Annotated in this window: 15 protein-coding genes and 1 pseudogene; 3 read left to right on the top strand and 13 right to left on the bottom strand. The window is 61.6% G+C overall.

What is annotated here, in order from left to right; all coding sequences use genetic code 11:
* Positions 1-139: 139 nt before the first annotated feature.
* From VMP31_RS09380 to VMP31_RS09365, 4 genes are all read right to left on the bottom strand, one after another.
* Complete coding sequence (locus VMP31_RS09380) at positions 140-919, bottom strand: amino acid ABC transporter ATP-binding protein (protein WP_325506378.1); 780 nt, start codon at positions 917-919, stop codon at positions 140-142.
* 1 nt (position 920) lies between these two features.
* On the bottom strand, positions 921-1,688 hold the full coding sequence (locus VMP31_RS09375) for an amino acid ABC transporter permease (protein WP_325506376.1): 768 nt from the start codon (positions 1,686-1,688) through the stop codon (positions 921-923).
* 171 nt (positions 1,689-1,859) lie between these two features.
* The gene (locus VMP31_RS09370) at positions 1,860-2,666 is read right to left on the bottom strand and encodes an ABC transporter substrate-binding protein (protein ID WP_325506374.1); all 807 of its coding nucleotides are present in this window, start codon (positions 2,664-2,666) and stop codon (positions 1,860-1,862) included.
* Between the two features lie 64 nt (positions 2,667-2,730).
* Positions 2,731-3,399, bottom strand: coding sequence for a GntR family transcriptional regulator (locus VMP31_RS09365; protein WP_325506372.1), 669 nt, complete (start codon positions 3,397-3,399; stop codon positions 2,731-2,733).
* A gap of 354 nt (positions 3,400-3,753) precedes the next feature.
* Between VMP31_RS09365 and VMP31_RS09360 the strand changes: the two genes are divergently transcribed.
* Complete coding sequence (locus VMP31_RS09360) at positions 3,754-4,656, top strand: EAL domain-containing protein (RefSeq protein WP_325506370.1); 903 nt, start codon at positions 3,754-3,756, stop codon at positions 4,654-4,656.
* On the opposite strand, the gene VMP31_RS09355 is transcribed toward VMP31_RS09360, so the two are convergent.
* The 3 genes from VMP31_RS09355 to gabT form a co-directional block, all read right to left on the bottom strand.
* Complete coding sequence (locus VMP31_RS09355; protein WP_325506368.1) at positions 4,616-5,104, bottom strand: Lrp/AsnC family transcriptional regulator; 489 nt, start codon at positions 5,102-5,104, stop codon at positions 4,616-4,618. The two genes, VMP31_RS09360 and VMP31_RS09355, sit on opposite strands and share 41 nt — an antisense overlap.
* Positions 5,105-5,149: 45 nt before the next feature.
* Positions 5,150-5,806 (bottom strand): 2-haloalkanoic acid dehalogenase, encoded by a 657-nt coding sequence (locus VMP31_RS09350; protein ID WP_325506366.1) that lies wholly within the window; start codon positions 5,804-5,806, stop codon positions 5,150-5,152.
* Positions 5,807-5,896: 90 nt separating this feature from the next.
* Positions 5,897-7,195, bottom strand: coding sequence for a 4-aminobutyrate--2-oxoglutarate transaminase (gene gabT, locus VMP31_RS09345; RefSeq protein ID WP_325506364.1), 1,299 nt, complete (start codon positions 7,193-7,195; stop codon positions 5,897-5,899).
* Positions 7,196-7,467: 272 nt separating this feature from the next.
* Here gabT and VMP31_RS09340 point away from each other — a divergent pair, with 272 nt between their 5' ends.
* A complete protein-coding gene (locus VMP31_RS09340; RefSeq protein ID WP_325506362.1) occupies positions 7,468-8,394 on the top strand; it encodes a glyoxylate/hydroxypyruvate reductase A in 927 nt (308 codons plus the stop codon).
* A 276-nt stretch (positions 8,395-8,670) separates the two neighbouring features.
* Positions 8,671-10,806 carry a TonB-dependent siderophore receptor gene (locus tag VMP31_RS09335; protein WP_325506360.1) on the top strand — a complete coding sequence of 712 codons (2,136 nt, stop codon included), beginning with the start codon at positions 8,671-8,673 and terminating at the stop codon, positions 10,804-10,806.
* A 47-nt stretch (positions 10,807-10,853) separates the two neighbouring features.
* Here the strand turns inward: VMP31_RS09335 and VMP31_RS09330 are convergent, their stop codons facing one another.
* The 6 genes and pseudogenes from VMP31_RS09330 to VMP31_RS09305 form a co-directional block, all read right to left on the bottom strand.
* Complete coding sequence (locus tag VMP31_RS09330; RefSeq protein WP_325506358.1) at positions 10,854-11,684, bottom strand: substrate-binding periplasmic protein; 831 nt, start codon at positions 11,682-11,684, stop codon at positions 10,854-10,856.
* A gap of 140 nt (positions 11,685-11,824) precedes the next feature.
* On the bottom strand, positions 11,825-12,904 hold the full coding sequence (locus VMP31_RS09325; protein ID WP_325506356.1) for a tartrate dehydrogenase: 1,080 nt from the start codon (positions 12,902-12,904) through the stop codon (positions 11,825-11,827).
* 60 nt (positions 12,905-12,964) lie between these two features.
* Entirely contained in the window at positions 12,965-14,422 is a 1,458-nt protein-coding gene (locus VMP31_RS09320) for an NAD-dependent succinate-semialdehyde dehydrogenase (protein ID WP_325506354.1), read from the bottom strand.
* A gap of 292 nt (positions 14,423-14,714) precedes the next feature.
* Complete coding sequence (argE, locus tag VMP31_RS09315; RefSeq protein ID WP_325506352.1) at positions 14,715-15,872, bottom strand: acetylornithine deacetylase; 1,158 nt, start codon at positions 15,870-15,872, stop codon at positions 14,715-14,717.
* Positions 15,873-15,991: 119 nt separating this feature from the next.
* A pseudogene (locus VMP31_RS09310) lies at positions 15,992-16,108 on the bottom strand ((2Fe-2S)-binding protein); the annotation flags it as partial.
* Positions 16,105-17,937, bottom strand: coding sequence for an ABC transporter ATP-binding protein (locus VMP31_RS09305; RefSeq protein WP_325506350.1), 1,833 nt, complete (start codon positions 17,935-17,937; stop codon positions 16,105-16,107). The gene VMP31_RS09305 and the pseudogene VMP31_RS09310, both read right to left, overlap by 4 nt.
* Position 17,938: the final 1 nt, after the last annotated feature.

The following is a 17,938-nucleotide window of genomic DNA, read 5'->3' as shown; positions in this document are numbered from 1 at the left end:
GGACAGGTGCTTCAGGGGCGCGATACAAGCCTCGAGCAATCCTGTTCTGATGCTGCCCTGATATCCCCGTGACCGATCCTGACTGCCGGCCGCAAGAACGGCAGGGAGGTCGTTACATTTGGGGAGGGGATTTTTTCGGCTAAAGCACGCGGCTGAGAAAGGCGCGGGTGCGTGGGTGTTGTGGCTGGCTGAAGATTTGCTCGGGAGTCCCCTGTTCGATCAGCTCACCCTGGTCGAGCACCACCACGCGATCGGCCACCTCGCGGGCGAAGCCCATTTCGTGGGTGACCACAACCATGGTCATGCCCTCCTCGGCCAACTCCTTCATCACCTGCAGCACCTCGCCGACGGTTTCCGGATCGAGCGCGCTGGTGGGTTCGTCGAACAGCATCGCCTGCGGCTTCATCGCCAGGGCACGGGCAATGGCCACACGCTGCTGCTGGCCACCGGACAGCTGCGACGGGTAGTGATCGGCCTTGTCGGCCAGGCCGACGCGGCCGAGCAGGCGCTGTGCGTCCTCCAGAGCGGCAGCGCGGCTGAGGCCTAGAACCTGGATCGGGGCTTCGATGATGTTCTCCAGCGCGGTCATGTGCGGGAACAGGTTGAAGCGTTGAAACACCATGCCGATGTCACGACGCTGCCGAGCAATGTTGCGCTCGGAATCGCGCACCAGTTTGCCATCTGGCCGCTCGCGATAGCCCATGGCCCGGCCATTGACCCGAATCCGCCCGGCCTGGATGTCTTCGAGCAGATTGATGCAGCGGATAAAGGTGGTCTTGCCGGAGCCGGAGGCACCGATCAACACCACCACTTCGCCGCGCCGCACCTGCAGGGAAATGCCCTTTAGAATCTGCAGCTCACCGAAGGCCTTGTGGATACCCAGGGCCTCGATGATGGGTTCTTCACTCAGATGTGCCATCTCAACGCCCCCTCAACAGTTTCATCGCCTGCCGACCGAACATCCGGCTGCTGGCCGGAGTGCGCTGTTCCGACTGGCTGAAGCGGATTTCGAGCCAGCGCTGGAAGAAGCCCCAAAGCGTGGTCAGCAGCAAGAAATAGATGGCCACTACCAGGTACAGCTCGAAAACCCGGAAGGTTGCCGAGGTGACCATCTGCGTGCTCAGTAGCAACTCCTGCACGCCAATCACACTGACCAGGGTGGTGTTCTTCAGCATCACGTTGAATTCATTGCCGATCGGCGGAACGATCACCCGAAAAGCCTGCGGCAGGACGATGCGGCGCATCAGCTTGCCGAACGTCATGCCCAGTGAGCGCGAGGCCTCGTACTGTCCCTTGTCCACCGCGCCGATACCTGCGCGGATGATCTCGGCCATGTAGGCCCCTTCGTTGAGCCCCAGGGCGATGATCGCCGCCTGGATGTTGCCCGGCAGAATGAACCAGCCCAGGTCGAGGTCCTCGAAGCGGAAGATGCCGCCAGCGGCCAATGCGGTGTAGAGAAAGACAATCTGCACCAGCAGCGGCGTGCCACGCATCAACCAGACATAGAAGCGCACCGGGTACTGCAGCAGCGGATTGCTCGACAGGCGCATCAGCGCCGCAACTAACCCCAGTGCGCAGCCCAACACCATGGACAGTACGCTGATCACACAGGTGAGCCACAGGCCATAGAGGTATATGTCACTGGGTTGCAGCAGATACTGCCAGAAAATATCCCAACTGAAATTCATCGTTCAGGCCTCAGAGGCTATGAAATATCGAGCGCCTCCAGGCGTTCGCGACAACGCGCATTGCGTGAAAAGCAGGGAGCTTAGCGGGCTAAATGCTCCCCCACTTTTCACCTAGCGCACACCACAACAGGCGCTTGCAAACGACCGCAGGGCGAGGGTTTTCACCTGTGCTCAGTCCAGCTTGTCACTTTCGACATGCCACTTGCGCATCAGGGCCAGATAGGAGCCGTCGTCACGCAGGTCTTGCAGCACCTGAGCCACAGCAGCGCTAAGCTCAGGATCGTCCTTGCGGATACCGATGCCGGTCAGGATGCGGCTGAACGCCGGAACCCCTTCCTGGAACAGATCCGGTGCCATGTTCTGGTAGTAGCCGGCGGTTTCCACGGTGGTGCCATAAGCGTCGGCCTGGCCGATGCGCAATGCCTGGAAAGCATCGGTGTCGGTGTTGTAGACCCCCAGCTTCATCGGCGGCTTGCCGGCCTCGGCAAGCTTCTCGTTCTCGGCATCGAGCAGGGTCTTGATGGTCGAGCCGTTGAGTACTGCGACCTTCAGCCCTGCTAAGTCGGACAGCGACTTCACCCCTTTAGGGTTGCCCTTGGGCACCACCACCGACTGGCTGGAGTACATGTAGTTGACGATGTCGATCACTTCGCGCCGCTCGGGCTTGTCGAACAGCTGATCGACGATCATGTCGCATTGGCTGGCCAACAGCGCCGGCAGCATCCCGGAAAAGGGCACCACACGCCATTCCACACGCTTATTGCCCAGCTTTTCGCCGATCAGATTGCCCAGGTCGACGGCCAGGCCGGTGGGCTGCTGCTTGGCATCGAAGAACACCAGCGGTGGCGAGTCCAAGCCCGAACAGTAGGTTAGCTTCTCGGCGTTCTGCAGGCGTTCGGGTAAGGTGGGAGTGGCCAGAGCGGCAGGCACGACGAGACCAAGGGCGAAAGCGGCGAGCGTGTTTCTGTAATAAGACATGACGAAACTCCGGTTGCGTTCAGGGACTGGCAGTACTCGAATCGACACAGCTACAGCAGACGGGTCAGACGCCCGTTTCAAGAAAGCGCACCAGTTCCGTAACGGTGCCTTCAATGTGCTCACGCACGACACGCTCGGCGACAGCGGCATCGCCGGCGCGCAGGGCATCAAGAATCACGGCGTGTTCCTGGCGAGCACTCAGGGGTTTTTCGGCATGCTGCAGCCATAGACGCATGTGCGGCTCTATTACCGAGTAGAGCGCAGTGATCTGGCGCATCAGCCGCGGCCGACCACTGAGGCTGCAGAGGTATTCATGAAAGGCCCGGTGACGGCTGACCCACTCGGCGCTGTCATCGCGGAAGTCGTCCATGTCATCGAGCAGGCGTTCGAGCAGATTCAGGTGACGGGGAGTGATCTTCGCCACGGCGACGCGGATGGCCAACCCTTCCAGCGCACTACGCATCTCGAACACCTCGTGCATCTCGTCGATGTTCAGGCCGCTGACAATCGCACCGCGGTTGGGCCGCAGGGTCACCAAGCCCTCGGCGGCCAGGCGGCGAAACGCCTCACGCACCGGCATGCGGCTCATACCGACGTCTTTGGCGATGTCTTCGGCGATCAACCGGTCACCCGTGCAGTACTGGCCCTTGCAGATCGCATCGAGTAAATAGTTGTAGGCCTCTTCTTCGGCGGTCATGGGCGCACGTTCGACGTAGGTGGGTGTGATTCGCATGGGTCGACCGCCTTAATGTATTTTTGTATCCAATTATCCAAAATACAGCAGGGAGCGTGCCAAGTTCTCCCACAACTTATGCAAGCGCTTGTTTTAAAATGCTATTTATTTTTAGCAGCACTAATTACACGACATCAACACGTCGTAACCTGGGCGGGAGCGCCACAAATCAGGGCATGTGTGAGAAGGAAATGCTGCACACGGTTACCCAACGTAACGTCGAGGTACCCCGCTTGCACTCGCCCCGTGCGCGGACGGCCTTGACTGCCGGGGCGGTTCACTGGCGCATCAACGGAAGGCCCTGCCATTGCGGCGGGCGGCCTCGATCGCGAATGTGCCCAGCACCTGACCCTGATGAGCGAACTGCGCCGGGCGATCGACGGCAACCAGCTGCTGCATTACCAGCCGAAACTGCAAATCGCCACCAATAGGGTGTGCGGCAGCGAAGCCCTGGTGCGCTGGCAGCATCCGCAGCACGGCCTGCTACCGCCCAACGACTTCATCAAGTTGGCCGAAAACGCAGGGCTGATCACCCCGCTCACTTACTGGGTGCTGGACGCGGCGCTGGGCCAGAGCTATGCCTGGCATCAGGAAGGCGACCCTCGACCGATCTCGATCAATCTGTCGGCCCACGACCTGCGCGACCCCAAGCTGATCGAACGGATTCGTGGCGCCTTCTCGACCTGGGGTGCCGAGCCCAATTGGATCGAGTTCGAACTGACCGAAAGCGCGCTGACGGAAGACCCGGTGGCGGCGCGCAAGACCCTGACCCAACTGAGAAACCTCGACAGCCGCCTGACCATCGACGACTTCGGCACCGGCTACTCCTCGCTGGCCTACCTGCAGAAGCTGCCGGTGGATTCGCTGAAGATCGACCAGTCCTTCGTCATTCCCATGCTCAGCGACGACGATGACTCGGCGAAGATCGTGCGTTCCATCTTCGAACTGGCGCACAATCTCGACCTAGAGGTGGTCGCCGAGGGCGTGGGGAGCCAGGAAACCCTGACCCGCCTGGGCGACTTCGGCTGCGACATCGCCCAGGGTTTCTCGATCAGCCGACCGATCCTGGGGACAGCTTCCGCACCAGGGAAGCGCTGTAGACCTCGCACTGACCAACCGCCCGCACGGCCGGCAAACCACACTCACATAGAGGCTCGGTACGTACGGCGCACTCCCAGCCGCTGGCGAGTTGACCATGCAAGCCTTAGACGGAAAATCAGTGACTCAAGAGTTTACGCAGCGGCACACCATCTTTAAGCACCGGCGACTTGATGACGATGTAGCTGAAATACTTGGATATGCCAATATTCTTGTCCAGCAGCCCCTCCATCACCTCTTGGTAGTGCTGGATGCTACGAGTCATGAAACGCGTTAGGTAGTCGTAACCGCCGCTGATCAAGTGGCACTCGAGCACCTCATCGACCAGACGAATGTTGGACTCGAATTTGGCGAAGTCTTCACGTTTGTGGTCATGCAGGGTGATCTCGGTGAATACCGTTACCGACTCGGTGATCTTGGCCAGATTGAGATGGGCACTATAGCCGGAGATATAGCCTGCTGCTTCGAGCCGCTTGACCCGCTGCAGACATGGGCTGGCCGACAGGCCCACGGCATCGGCCAGACTGACGTTAGTGATGCGACCGTCTTTTTGCAGCTCGACCAGAATATTAATGTCGATCCGGTCCAGCTTGACTAAAGCTTCCATCGCGTACCTCTCGATCGCTATTCGTAGGCAGTCTTTCTAGCAAAGTCAGCGCCGCAAAGACAGCTGATGTTGCGCCACCAGGTCGGCCATGCTGTTAATGCAATAGTCCGCCGGACATGGCTGAGTATAGCGGTCATGGTCACGACGAATCAGGCACAACCCAGCTGACACGGGCGACTCGGCGGGATACCTCGACACCTGCAGGACTTCTTCGGCCTTGAGGCCATGGGCGAGCAACCAGGCACGATCCGCCAAAGGCTTACTGGCCGGAGAAAGCAAATCCTCGGAGATGATCCCCAATCGATCGCAGAGTGCCTTGCGATCCGCGGCATCGCGGTCGCCGTGCACCAGCAGCCGATAGAACTTGCGCAGATACAGCATGGCACCAGGCGCGTCTTCGAACAGCGACCAGTTGCGTACCGAACGGGCGAAGGTCATCCCCTCCTCCCAGCTGACCTTGAGCCCGAGGCGCTCGGCCAATTGCCGATGGGCGAAGCACAGTAAGCCACTGAACCCCAGATCGGAGAAACGCGGATAGAGCGCGCGTATCGCCTCGTTGAACTCGCTCAGCACTTCCTCCCGCCCCAAGATGCCGGGACGGTTTTCCAGCAACGGCTGCAAGGCCGTCCAGACGCCGGAATCCCGATCAACCAGGACTTCATCGCAGTCGATCAGCAGCGCACGATAATCAGTAAGGTCCATGGCTCTCGCCTCCTCTGATGCTTTCATCGATCCATGCTCCAAAATCTCCTCAGTCGGCACGAACCAACGAGTGCCGACCGAGGGCTCAACTCAATTCAATACGCGTGCCAGGGCCGCCCCGAGAATTTCCAGGGCTTCGTCGATCTGCGCTTCTTCGGCGACCAGAGGCGCGAGAAAACGCAGCACGTTACGGTACACACCACATTTGATCACCAGCAGACCGCCGTTGCGGGCCTCGTCGATCAGTTGCTGATTCAGCTCTGGATCAGGACTGCACGCCGCGTCGTCCTTGATCAGCTCCATCGCCAGCATCAGGCCGGTGCCACGCACATCACCGATCTGCTGCGGGTAGCGTGCCTGCAGGCGCAGCAGGCCCTGACGCAGACGTTCGCCCAGCTTGTCGCCACGCGCCAGCAATTGTTCCTGCTCGTAGGTGTCGATCACTGCCAAGGCCGCCGCGCAAGCCAGGGCGTTACCGCCGTAAGTACCGCCGAGGCCGCCGGGGGCTGGCGCGTCCATGATTTCTGCACGGCCGACCACGCCCGAGATCGGCAGGCCAGCGGCCAGGCTCTTGGCCACGGTAACCAGGTCCGGCTGAATCCCGGCGTGCTGGAAACCGAACCAGGTGCCGGTGCGACCGAAGCCGGTCTGCACTTCATCGAGAATCAGCACGATGCCATGGCGCGTGGTCAACTCGCGTAGCGCCTGAAGGAATTCCACTGGTGCCGAAAGGAAACCGCCGTCGCCTTGTACCGGCTCGATGATGATTGCGGCGACGCGATCCGGGGAAACCTGGGTGGCGAACAATTCGTTGAGCGCCTGCAGCGCCATCTCGCTGGTGAAACCGCGGTAGGCATTCGGGTACGGCGTGTGGAACACCTCGGGGGCCATGCCGAAGTTCTGCTTATAGGGCTGGCTCATGCCGGTCAGGGTGGTGCCGAGCAAGGTACGACCATGGAAACCGCCACGGAAGGAGATCACCGCCGGACGTTTGGTATGGGCGCGGGCGATCTTCACCGCATTCTCCACAGCCTCTGCACCCGAGGTGAACAGTGCCGCCTTATGCGCAACGCCACTGGAGCCGCCGACCAACTCGCACAAGCGTTGTACCAGATCGAGATAAGGCTGATAGGCCGCCACCTGGAAACAGGCGTGGGTAACCTTCTGCATCTGCGCCTGCACCGCCGCGACCACCTTCGGATGATTGTGGCCGATGTTCATCACGCCGATACCACCGACGAAGTCCAGGTAACGTCTGCCGTCGACATCCCAGAGTTCGGCACCCTGGGCGCGGTCGACGACCAGCGGATGGGCGGTGACCAAGCCACGCGGCACAAACTGATCGCGCTGCTGAAGCAAATGTGGGGTTTTTTCGACTTTACTATTCATGGCATCTCCCATAAGTGAGCCCGGCAACCGGGAGGCGGCTGCGATGTGCTTCAGGTTAAGCCTTCGCCACAACGCTCTAAGCCGAACTTGCCCCCTGAGAAATTCGGATCGACTGTTTTCAGCCCGGTAAACGGCAGAATCCTTCAAACCACGGAATCTGCCGGGATCCGCCCCATACAATCCGATGCCATGCGTTTGCCGTGGCTCTTTCAACAGATCCTGCTCTACCGCTCTGGCATGCTGGCTATTTCCGTTTATATGAGGAAATGCCCATGGCCCTGCTCTATAAAGCCGACCCGGTGCGCGGCGAACAGTGGCAAGCGTTGTTCGCCGAACAAGCCCCGGATATCGAATGGCGCGCCTGGTCGGACATCGGCGACCCGCGCGATATTCGCTACCTGGCGGCCTGGCAGGCACCGGACGATCTCGAAGCCCTGCTGCCGAACCTGCAGGTGCTGTTCGCCCTGTCGGCAGGCGTCGACCAGCTCGACCTCGGCCGCTTGCCGGCGAGCTTGCCGGTGGTCCGTTTGCTCGATCCGGGCATCACTCAGGGCATGTGCGAATACGCCAGCTTCGCCGTACTCGGCCTGCACCGGGACATGCTGCGCTACCGCCAGCAACAGGCCGAAAAGCGCTGGCAAGCGCACCGCCTGGTGCCCGCGCAGAAGCGCCGGGTCGGGGTCATGGGTCTCGGTTTGCAGGCCCGGCAGATACTCGCCACCTTGCAACCTTATGGCTTTGCCCTGTCGGGCTGGGCGCGTAGCCAACACCGCATACCCGGGGTCGATTGTTTTGCCGGCACCGAGCAACTGCCGGCTTTCCTCGGTCAATGCGACATTCTGCTGTGCGTTCTGCCGCTGACCGAGCAGACCCAAGGGATTCTCGACCGCCAGCTGTTTCAGCACCTGCCCAAAGGCACCGCGCTGGTCAATATGGGTCGCGGTGGCCACCTGGTGGAAGAGGACTTGCTCGCAGCCCTGGCCAGCGGCCAGCTCAGCGCCGCAGTGCTCGACGTGCTGCAACAGGAACCTGCCGAGCCGGACCACCCCTTCTGGCATCACCCACAGATTCTGCTGACGCCGCATATCGCCGCGATGACCCAACCGGAAAGCGCGTTTGCCGTGTTGCTGGAGAATATCCGCCGGCATCAACGCGGCGAGCACATGCTCGGCCAAATTGATCGTAGGCAGGGCTACTAACCGCCACACGGTCGACTCTCTGCTTTCAAAATCGGCTGGGCTGAGCATGGCTACCTCATGCCATCCTTGCCGAGTATTGCTACTCATCCGCCCCCGCGCCCCTTTCGCAGAAGATTCTGCCGAACTACGACACATACCAGCAGCCCCCAATCGTTTTCCACGACAGAACGGTAGTGGAATCCTGCCATATCGAGAACAATAGCCAATCACAAATGATTCTTATTAGATATATAATCTCTACTAAGCCAACAAGTCGATCGAAGGACACGACCAACAATGCGTCATACCACCACTATCGGGCTCTACCTTCTGATGGCCGCCTCGCCTGTCGTGCAGGCCGAACAACCAGACAAAGATAAGCCAACGCCTTTGCAGCTCGAGGCCATGACAATCAGCTCGTCCGCGAGCAATTCTGAACGTGCCGACGGTCCGGTGGATGGCTACAGGGCTACGCGATCAAGCAGTGCAACACGCACCGACGTCGCGCTTCACGAAACACCGCAATCGGTCAGTGTCATACCCCGCGATGCGGTCGAGGATAGCGGTGCGACCCGTCTGCGCGATGCGCTCGACTACGCCGGCGGTGTTGGGCGGGCCAACAATTTTGGCGGTCAGGGCCTGACCACCTTCACCGTACGCGGCTTCACCACCGGCGAGTTCTATCGCAACGGCTTCCCCATCAACCGCGGCTACCCGAACTCACCGGACGCTTACACCATCGAGCGTCTTGAGGTGCTGCGCGGCCCGGCTTCAACCCTCTACGGCCGAGGTGATCCGGGTGGTACCTTCAACCTGGTCACCAAACAACCCCAGGCCGAGCGCCAGGTGACGCTCGGCAGCCAGATCGACGACCAGGGCATGCAGCGGGCAACCCTCGACGCCATCGGAGCGCTGGACGAAGAAGGCCGGCTGACCTACCGCCTGAACCTGCTGGGCGAAGGTGGCGAGACCTTCCGCGACCATGTCGAAACCGAGCGCTACGGGGTAGCCCCGGTACTCAGCTGGCAGCTTTCCGATGCAACGCGCATCACCCTGGAAGCGGATTTCATGCGCAACAATCATCCGCTGGATCGCGGCCTGACCCGTTTCCCCAATCAGATTGGCAACGCTTCGCGCGATACCAACGCCTGGGAAACGGGCAGCGACAACCTTCTGCATAACGACAACAACATGGTGCAGCTGCGCTTCGACCATTGGCTCAATGACAGCTGGATGCTGGCCGGCGGCGTGCAGCAGCTGGACGGCACCTTGCAAGGCAATGCAGTGGAGGCCAATGGTCTGCAGGCCGACGGCCGCACCCTGGGACGCAACTTCAGCGAGCGCAAGCTGGAATGGAACGACCGCAATGTGCAGCTCAACCTGACCGGCAATTTCGACGCCCTGGGCCTGGAGCACATGTTACTCACAGGGGCCGAGTACGAGGACTTCCACTACAAGTCGATCATTCGACGCTCCGGCGGTGCGCTCGACGCCTACCCCGTCGATATTTTTGAGCCGATACTGGGCCAGCCGCGTCCCACACTGACCCGCACCACTACCCACGACAACGAAAACCTGCAGACCTGGGCCGCCTTCGTCCAGGATCAGGTGACCCTCAGCGAACGCCTCAAGTTTCTCGCCGGAGTGCGGATCGAGCGCTTCGAGCATGACTATCGCAACCACCTGCCGGGTAGTCGCAGCTGGGACGCGGCCGATACTGCCGCCACACCAAGGGTCGGTTTGATCTACGACCTGAGCGACAGCCTGGCCGTCTACGCCAATGCGGCACGCTCCTACAAGCCCAACAGTGGCGCGAGCCGTCTCGGCGACGGCTTCGATCCGGAGCAAGGCAAGTCCTATGAACTGGGCGTGAAGTGGCAAGCCCTCGACCGGCAGTTGAACGTCGATGCGGCGGTTTATCACACGGTCAAGCAAAATGTCCTGACCCTGGACCCGCTCGACCCGACCTTCAGTATCGCGGCGGGCGAGGTGCGTAGCCGAGGTATCGACCTGAATATCGCCGGCAACATCACCCCCGAGTGGCGGATGATCGGCGGCTACGCCTTCGTCGATGCCAAAGTAAGCAAAGACAACTCGATCCCATCCGGCACGCGGTTGGCCAATATTCCACGCAATAGCTTCAGCCTGCTGAACGTCTACGAGTTCCAGAAGGGAGCGGCGCAAGGCCTGGGTCTGGGCATAGCGGTGAAGTATGTCGACGAGCGCGCCGGACAAACCAGTGCGACCGCTTACGACATGCAGGACTATAGCGTCGTCGACCTGTTGAGCTTCTACAAAGTCAACGAGCATGTACGGCTGAACCTGGACGTGAAGAACCTGTTCAACGAGGAGTACGAAGAAGGGGCGTGGAACCTCTACGCTTACCCCGGCGCACCGCGTACCGTTCAGGCCGGTATCGCCTATACGTTCTGATCTGAGCGGAAAAGCAGCCAGAAACATGTGGCTATTTCAGGCAACCCCTAGATGCCGTCGGCCTGGGAGACCAAAGGGTTCATCAGATCGTAGCGCCTGGCCAGGCGAACGATGCTGCCTTCACGCTCCATGTCAGCCAGGATAGCGTCGAGGCGTTGCTTGAAATCGTCCTTGTAGGGATAAGCGGCCGCATTGACCCGGGTATAACCGAGATGGCCCTCCTCACCGGAGAGCCAGGGGCCTTCAACCACCCAATCGAGCCCTTTGCCGCCGAAGACGCCGTCACGCTGCATCCGGTTGAGCTCCCAGAGGACGGAGCGACGGTCATTGATATAGGCATCCAATCTCCCCCTATAGAGCATGGCCAGGCTGGTGCGGTTGTCCTTGCTATAAATCTGTCGCAGTTCACCCTTGGCCAGCATGGATTGATAGTCCGGGTCGCGAATCTTGATAAAGCCACTGTTCTGGCCGATGCGCAGGCCTCTATAGGCTTGCGGAAATCGCTCCTCCGGCAGCACGCGAGCTACCTCGGCGCGCACGAAAACAACCAGCTTCTCCCGCAATATGGGCCGCGAATAGTCCATCCACGGCCGCTCGCCGGGCCGGAAATACGGCGGATAGAGAGCCAAGGCACGGCCCTTAGCCAATTCCGCCAAACCGCGCGCCCAGGGCACGGGCCGAATATGCACGCGGTACTCCGGCATGCGGGCAAAGGCAGCGCGCAGAATATCGCTGTAAAGCCCCTTGGCTTCGCCTCCCACGTCATAGCTGTACGGCGGGTAGCCGGCGTCGCCGAGGATGGTCACCTCGATAGGCGAACTCGCCCAGCTTATGACAGGCCAGGTGCAAGCCAACAATACGACCAGTAACCTACGCATACGCAACCCTCCTGCATGACGCGACTAAAAACGCACTCGGAGCGGGGCAGCAGCGACCCCGTGCCCGACAAGACGCAAAAAAAAAGCCCGCAGTGTGTACGGGCTATAAGGGGTGACACACCAGAAACTTAGGTAGGCGCTCAGAGCGCCGCGGCGATCGCCTTGCCGACGTCCTGGGTCGAGCCTTGGCCGCCGAGATCGGGCGTGATCGGCCCTCTAGCAATGATCTGCTCGATGGCCTTGAGAATGCCGTCGTGGGCGGCGCGGTAGCGTTCATCGCCATTGCCGAGGAAATCCAGCATCAGCGCGCCGGACCAGATCATCGCGATCGGGTTGGCGATGTTGCGCCCGTAGATATCCGGGGCCGAACCGTGCACCGGTTCGAACAGCGAAGGGAAGCGGCGCTCCGGGTCGAGGTTGGCCGACGGGGCGATGCCGATGGTGCCGGCGCAGGCCGGCCCCAGATCGGAAAGGATGTCGCCGAACAGGTTCGACGCCACCACCACATCGAAGCGGTCCGGCTGCAACACGAAGCGCGCGCAGAGAATATCGATGTGCTGCTTGTCCCAGCTGATCTCCGGGTACTGCTCGGCCATCAGCGCGGTGCGCTCGTCCCAGTACGGCATGCTGATAGAGATGCCGTTGGACTTGGTCGCCGCGGTCAGACGCTTGCGCGGGCGGGTCTGCGCCAGGTCGAAGGCGTACTTGAGAATCCGATCCACGCCACGACGGGTGAACACCGATTCCTGCAGCACGAACTCGTGTTCAGTGCCTTCGAACATCTTGCCGCCCACCGAGGAATATTCGCCTTCGGTGTTTTCGCGGATCACCACGAAGTCGATATCGCCGGGCTCACGACCGGCTAGCGGACACGGCACACCGGGGAACAGCCGCACCGGGCGGATATTCACGTACTGGTCGAAGTCGCGACGGAACTTGAGCAGCGAACCCCACAGGGAAATATGATCCGGCACCTTGTCCGGCCAGCCCACGGCACCGAAGTAGATGGCATCGAAGCCTTTCAGCTGCTCGAACCAATCGGTGGGCATCATCTGCCCGTGTTCCAGGTAGTAATCGCAGTGCGCCCAATCGAGCACTTCGATGCTCAGGTCCAGATCCCACTTGCGCGCCGCCTGCTCCAACACCCGCAGCCCTTCGGGCAGCACTTCCTTGCCGATGCCATCGCCGGCGATCGCGGCGATTTTGAATGTCTTGCTCATGTCGTCACCTTGTCGAATTCGCGTCAATCAGGCCGGTTGGAAAACCTATAGCCCGCCGATCTAGAGCCCGCCGATATGGAAGGCTTTGACTTCCAGGTACTCATCCAGGCCGTACTTGGAACCCTCGCGGCCCAGGCCGGACTGCTTGACCCCACCGAACGGTGCCACTTCCATGGAAATGAGCCCGGTATTGAGGCCGATCATGCCGAACTCCAGCGCCTCGCCGAAGCGCCACGAGCGGCGCATATCCTGGGTGAAGAAGTACGCGGCCAAGCCATAGGGCGTGGCATTGGCCAGAGCCAGCGCTTCGGCCTCGTGAGTAAAGCGCATCAAGGGTGCCACCGGGCCGAAGGTTTCTTCGTTGGCCAGCAACATGCCGGCATGGGCCTCGCCGAGCACCGTCGGCTCGACGAACTGGCTGTCGCCCGCGGGAATACCACCGCAGAGTAAACGGCCGCCTTTACTCAGGGCATCGTCGATATGCTTGGCGACCTTGCTCACCGCGGCCGCATTGATCAGCGGGCCGGTGGTCACGCCCTGCTCCAGGCCGTTGCCGACCTTGAGCTTGCCCACCTCCTCCACCAGGCGCTGGGCGAAGCGCTCGTAGATGCCCTCCTGTACCAGGATGCGATTGGCGCAGACACAGGTCTGCCCGGCGTTGCGGAACTTGCTCTGCATGACCCCGGCCACAGCCTGTTCCAGGTCAGCGTCGTCGAACACGATAAAGGGCGCGTTGCCGCCCAATTCGAGGCTCAGGCGCTTGATCTGATCAGCGCTCTGGCGCATCAGCAAGCTGCCCACAGCAGTCGAGCCGGTGAAGGAAATCTTGCGCACCGTCGGGTTGCTGGTCAGCTCTTCGCCGATCCCCACCGGCATACCGGTCACTACGTTGAACACCCCGGCAGGAATGCCGACCCGTTCGGCCAGCACCGCCAGCGCCAGCGCAGACAAAGGCGTCAGATCCGAGGGCTTAACGATCACCGGGCAACCGGCCGCCAGGGCCGGCGCGCACTTGCGGGTGATCATCGCGTTAGGGAAGTTCCACGGGGTGATAGCGGCGCAAACCCCGACTGGTTGTTTCAGGGTCAGCAGGCGGCGGTCGCCACTGGGTGCCGGAATGGTTTCGCCGTATATCCGGCGGGCCTCCTCGGCGAACCATTTGACGAAGCTGGCACCGTAGCGGATTTCGCCCTGGGCTTCATGGAGCGGCTTGCCCTGCTCGCAGGTCATGATCAACGCCAGGTCATCGAGGTTATCGAGCATGGCCTGATACCAACGTTCGAGCAGCACGGCACGTTCTGCCGCAGGACGCGCACGCCAGGCCGGCCAGGCGCGATCGGCGGCCTCGATGGCGCGACGGGTTTCGCCGCCTTGCATAGCCGGCACTCGGGCCAGGCATTCGCCGTTGGCCGGGTTGACGACATCCACAGTGGCGGCGTTATCGGCAGCGACCCACTGCCCGTCGATGTAAGCGAGTTCTGCCAGCAGGCTGGGGTCTTTCAAACGATTCTTGAGCATGATCGAGTCCTGTTCCGAGACAGCCTTCAGTTTATTCAGCGGCTACAGACGAGGATGCTGAAAGCGCTCGCCCAGCAGCGTTGAATGCTGAATATCGCCCGACGACGGCAGGCTCTACTGGGCTATGCGGAGCGCGGCCCCGGGTGGGGTTGCTGGTGTCGCGACAGGAATAAGGTGTCGCTGCTGTGGGAGGGTCGGGCGGTGTTCAGCTTCGGCTGCGATTCTTTTAGTACCTTCGAGGCCAATCGCGGCTAAAGCCCCTCCCACATCAATACCGCGCAGAAATCTGACGCTACAGCTTCAACGACCCCAACAGCCCCTCGAGAAAGCGCTCGCCGGCGTCCATCTGGCTGACTTCGATGAATTCGTCGGGCTTGTGCGCCTGCTGAATGGAGCCCGGCCCGCAAACCACCACAGGTACATTCAGGCGCTGGCTGAACAAACCGCCTTCGGTGCCGAAGGACACTTTCGTGCTGCCGGTATCCGCCGGGGCGAAGTTCTTCAGCAAGCGCACGGCTTCCACGCTGGGGTGGGTATCGAGGCCGGGGTAGACGTTCAGGGTTTCGATCTCGATATCGGCGACACTGGACAAGCGCTTGGCCTCGCGCACGATCGTCTCGGCCTGTTCGCGCATCTGCTCGAGGAACTGATCGAGGTCGTCGGCCGGCAGATTGCGCACTTCAAAATCCAGGCTGCACAGGTTCGGCACTATGTTCAGGGCCTTGCCGCCGACGATTTGCCCGACATGCACGGTGCTGTAGGGCACGTCGTAATCCGCATCCTGCGCGCCCTGCTCCTGCAAGCGCTGCTGACTCTGGCGCAGCGCGGCGATAAAGTCGCAGGCCACGTGAATGGCATTGACCGAGCGCGGTGCCAGGGACGAGTGCGCTTCCTGGCCACGACAGAAGGCGCGGTAAGAACCCTTGCCCTTGTGCCCTAGAACGAACTGCATCTCGGTCGGTTCGCCAACGATGCACAGGAACGGGCGCAACGGCGCCAGGTGCAGCACGTCGAGCAGGCGGCGCACACCGACGCAACCGATTTCCTCGTCATGCGACAGCGCCAGTTGCAACGGACGGCTCAACGAGCTGTCGGCGGCCTCGAGCATGGCGTCGATCGCCAGGGCGATAAAGCCTTTCATGTCGCAACTGCCGCGGCCATAGAGCCGCCCGTCCTTCAGCGTCACCTGGAACGCCGGCACGCTCCAAGCCTGGCCGGCGGCGGGTACCACGTCGGTATGCCCGGACAGCAGAATCCCGGGTACATCGCGCGGGCCGGTGCTGGCGAACAGGTTGGCCTTGCGCCCGCTCTCGTCCTTGACGATCAAGGACTCGATGCCCTTGCTCAGCAGCAGCTCGCGCACATATTCGATCAACGCCAGGTTCGACTCCGAAGAGACGGTGTCGAAGGCGATCAGCCGTTTGAAAATCTCCAGAACACGGGGTTTCATAAGGCCTTGCTCCGCTGCATAGATGAAGTGGCGAACCGGCGTATATGGCAGGGTTCGACGCTGGTGTGCTTGCCCTGACTGACGCAGCACAGCTGGCCCGGCGTCAGGCTCCATACCGGGGTCAATAACGCAACCATCAGGGTGTCGCCCTGCAATGCCTCGATCGGCTCGCCATCGACCAGCAGCCTGACGCTTGGCCGCTCAGCCTCGGCCAAGCGTACGAAACGCGCTCTCACGCGTAAGTACCCACCAGTTTCATGCTGCTCACACCTTCCTGGGCTTTGAGCAGATCGGCACTGGTGTGATGGCAAAGAATCTCGCTACCGCCAGCGATGTTGCGACGCGGTGGCGCGCTGCGGTTGCACAGGCCGTCGATGCGCACTGGGCAGCGATCGAGGAACGGACAGAGATGCGCGCCGCTGGCCAGCTCGCCGATCGGCGGCAGCGCGCCGTGAGCGGCCCCGCAGGTTTCCAGCCATCCTTGACGCAGCTCCGGCACCGAATTGGTCAACAGGTTGGTATAGGGGTGGAACGGCACCTGGGCGAACGCCTGCTGATCGCCGGCCTCGACCTTATGGCCGCTGTACATCACCACTATGTCGTCGCACAGCGCACGCACGGTGGAGATGTCATGGCTGATAAACAGGTAGGAGACCCCCAGATCTCGGCGCAGATCGCGCAACAGTTCGAGAATCGCCGCACCCACCACCGTATCCAGCGCCGAGGTCACTTCATCACAGAGGATCAGATCCGGTTCCGCCGCCAGCGCCCGCGCCAGGTTGACGCGCTGTTTCTGCCCGCCGGACAACTCGCCGGGCCGGCGTTGCGCAAGGCTGGCCGGCAACTGCACCAGCTCCAGCAACTCGACGACCCGCCGCTGCTGCTGCGCGCCCTTCATGCCGTGGTAGAAACGCAGCGGACGACCGAGGATCTGTTCGATGCTGTGCTTTGGGTTCAGCGCCGTATCGGCGTTCTGGAAGACGAACTGCACTCGACGGAACTGCTCACGGGTACGACCGTTCAGGGTCCTGCTGAGCGGCTGACCGTCCAGCAGGATATGTCCGGCCGATGTTGGTGCCAGGCCGGCGATGGCCTGCGCCAGGGTGGTTTTTCCCGACCCCGACTCGCCGATCACGCCGACTGCCGCGCCGCGCCGGATCTTCAGATCGACATCCTGCAACACCTTCTTGAAGCCATAACAAATCTCCAGACCGCGGATGTCGAGCAGCACATCCTCTTCCGCGCAAGCGGCCTCTTGATCGCCCGCGCCCTGGCGCGCCGCCGGCCTTATCGCTGCCAGCAGGCTGCGGGTATAGGGATGCTGCGGCGCGGCGAGGATCTGTTCGGTCGGATTGTTTTCCTGGATCTGGCCATTGCGCAGCACGACGATACGGTCGGCCATCTGCGCCACCACCGCCAGATCGTGGGAGACGTAAATCGCCGTGGTGCCGCGTTCGCGCACCACCTTCTTGAAAGCCCGCAGCACTTCGATCTGGGTCGTGACATCCAGCGCCGTGGTCGGCTCATCCAGAATCACCAGCGCCGGATCGGTGATCAGCGCCATCGCCGCCATCAGCCGCTGCAGCTGCCCACCCGAGACCTGGTGTGGATAGCGCGCGCCGATGCGCTCCGGTTCCGGCAGCGCCAGCTCGCGGAACAGTTCGACGGCCTTGGCCTGCGCCTGCTTGCGCGACAGCACGCCATGGATCAGCGCACTTTCGATCACCTGATCCATGATGCTCTTGGAAGGATTGAACGCCGCCGCCGCGCTCTGCGCGATATAGGCCACGGTGCGCCCGCGCAGCTTTGCCAACTGGGCATCCGACAGTTTCAGCACGTCGACATCGCCGACCCGTACCGAGCCGCCGACGATACGGCAACCCGAGCGAGCGTAGCCCATCAGCGACAGCGCTATGGTGCTCTTGCCGGAACCGGACTCGCCGATCAGCGCCAGTACTTCGCCTTTGTTCAGGCTGAAATCGGCACCGTGCACGATCGGCACATCGATGCCCTCTTCGTTACGTGCGGCCACACGCAGGCCGCTTACCCTGACGATTTCGTTCATC

It is taken from the genome of Pseudomonas sp. (assembly GCF_035512415.1).
Lineage (GTDB): Bacteria > Pseudomonadota > Gammaproteobacteria > Pseudomonadales > Pseudomonadaceae > Aquipseudomonas.
Note: the sequence above shows the minus strand (reverse complement) of the source record. Positions and strands in the feature narration are given on the sequence as shown.

Bases quoted from the DNA above. Each gene is read 5' to 3' on its own strand.
- VMP31_RS09380 (WP_325506378.1), bottom strand. From the start codon at position 919: ATGGCACATCTGAGTGAAGAACCCATCATCGAGGCCCTGGGTATCCAC.
- VMP31_RS09375 (WP_325506376.1), bottom strand. From the start codon at position 1,688: ATGAATTTCAGTTGGGATATTTTCTGGCAGTATCTGCTGCAACCCAGT.
- VMP31_RS09370 (WP_325506374.1), bottom strand. From the start codon at position 2,666: ATGTCTTATTACAGAAACACGCTCGCCGCTTTCGCCCTTGGTCTCGTC.
- VMP31_RS09365 (WP_325506372.1), bottom strand. From the start codon at position 3,399: ATGCGAATCACACCCACCTACGTCGAACGTGCGCCCATGACCGCCGAA.
- VMP31_RS09360 (WP_325506370.1), top strand. From the start codon at position 3,754: ATGAGCGAACTGCGCCGGGCGATCGACGGCAACCAGCTGCTGCATTAC.
- VMP31_RS09355 (WP_325506368.1), bottom strand. From the start codon at position 5,104: ATGGAAGCTTTAGTCAAGCTGGACCGGATCGACATTAATATTCTGGTC.
- VMP31_RS09350 (WP_325506366.1), bottom strand. From the start codon at position 5,806: ATGGACCTTACTGATTATCGTGCGCTGCTGATCGACTGCGATGAAGTC.
- gabT (WP_325506364.1), bottom strand. From the start codon at position 7,195: ATGAATAGTAAAGTCGAAAAAACCCCACATTTGCTTCAGCAGCGCGAT.
- VMP31_RS09340 (WP_325506362.1), top strand. From the start codon at position 7,468: ATGGCCCTGCTCTATAAAGCCGACCCGGTGCGCGGCGAACAGTGGCAA.
- VMP31_RS09335 (WP_325506360.1), top strand. From the start codon at position 8,671: ATGCGTCATACCACCACTATCGGGCTCTACCTTCTGATGGCCGCCTCG.
- VMP31_RS09330 (WP_325506358.1), bottom strand. From the start codon at position 11,684: ATGCGTAGGTTACTGGTCGTATTGTTGGCTTGCACCTGGCCTGTCATA.
- VMP31_RS09325 (WP_325506356.1), bottom strand. From the start codon at position 12,904: ATGAGCAAGACATTCAAAATCGCCGCGATCGCCGGCGATGGCATCGGC.
- VMP31_RS09320 (WP_325506354.1), bottom strand. From the start codon at position 14,422: ATGCTCAAGAATCGTTTGAAAGACCCCAGCCTGCTGGCAGAACTCGCT.
- argE (WP_325506352.1), bottom strand. From the start codon at position 15,872: ATGAAACCCCGTGTTCTGGAGATTTTCAAACGGCTGATCGCCTTCGAC.
- VMP31_RS09305 (WP_325506350.1), bottom strand. From the start codon at position 17,937: ATGAACGAAATCGTCAGGGTAAGCGGCCTGCGTGTGGCCGCACGTAAC.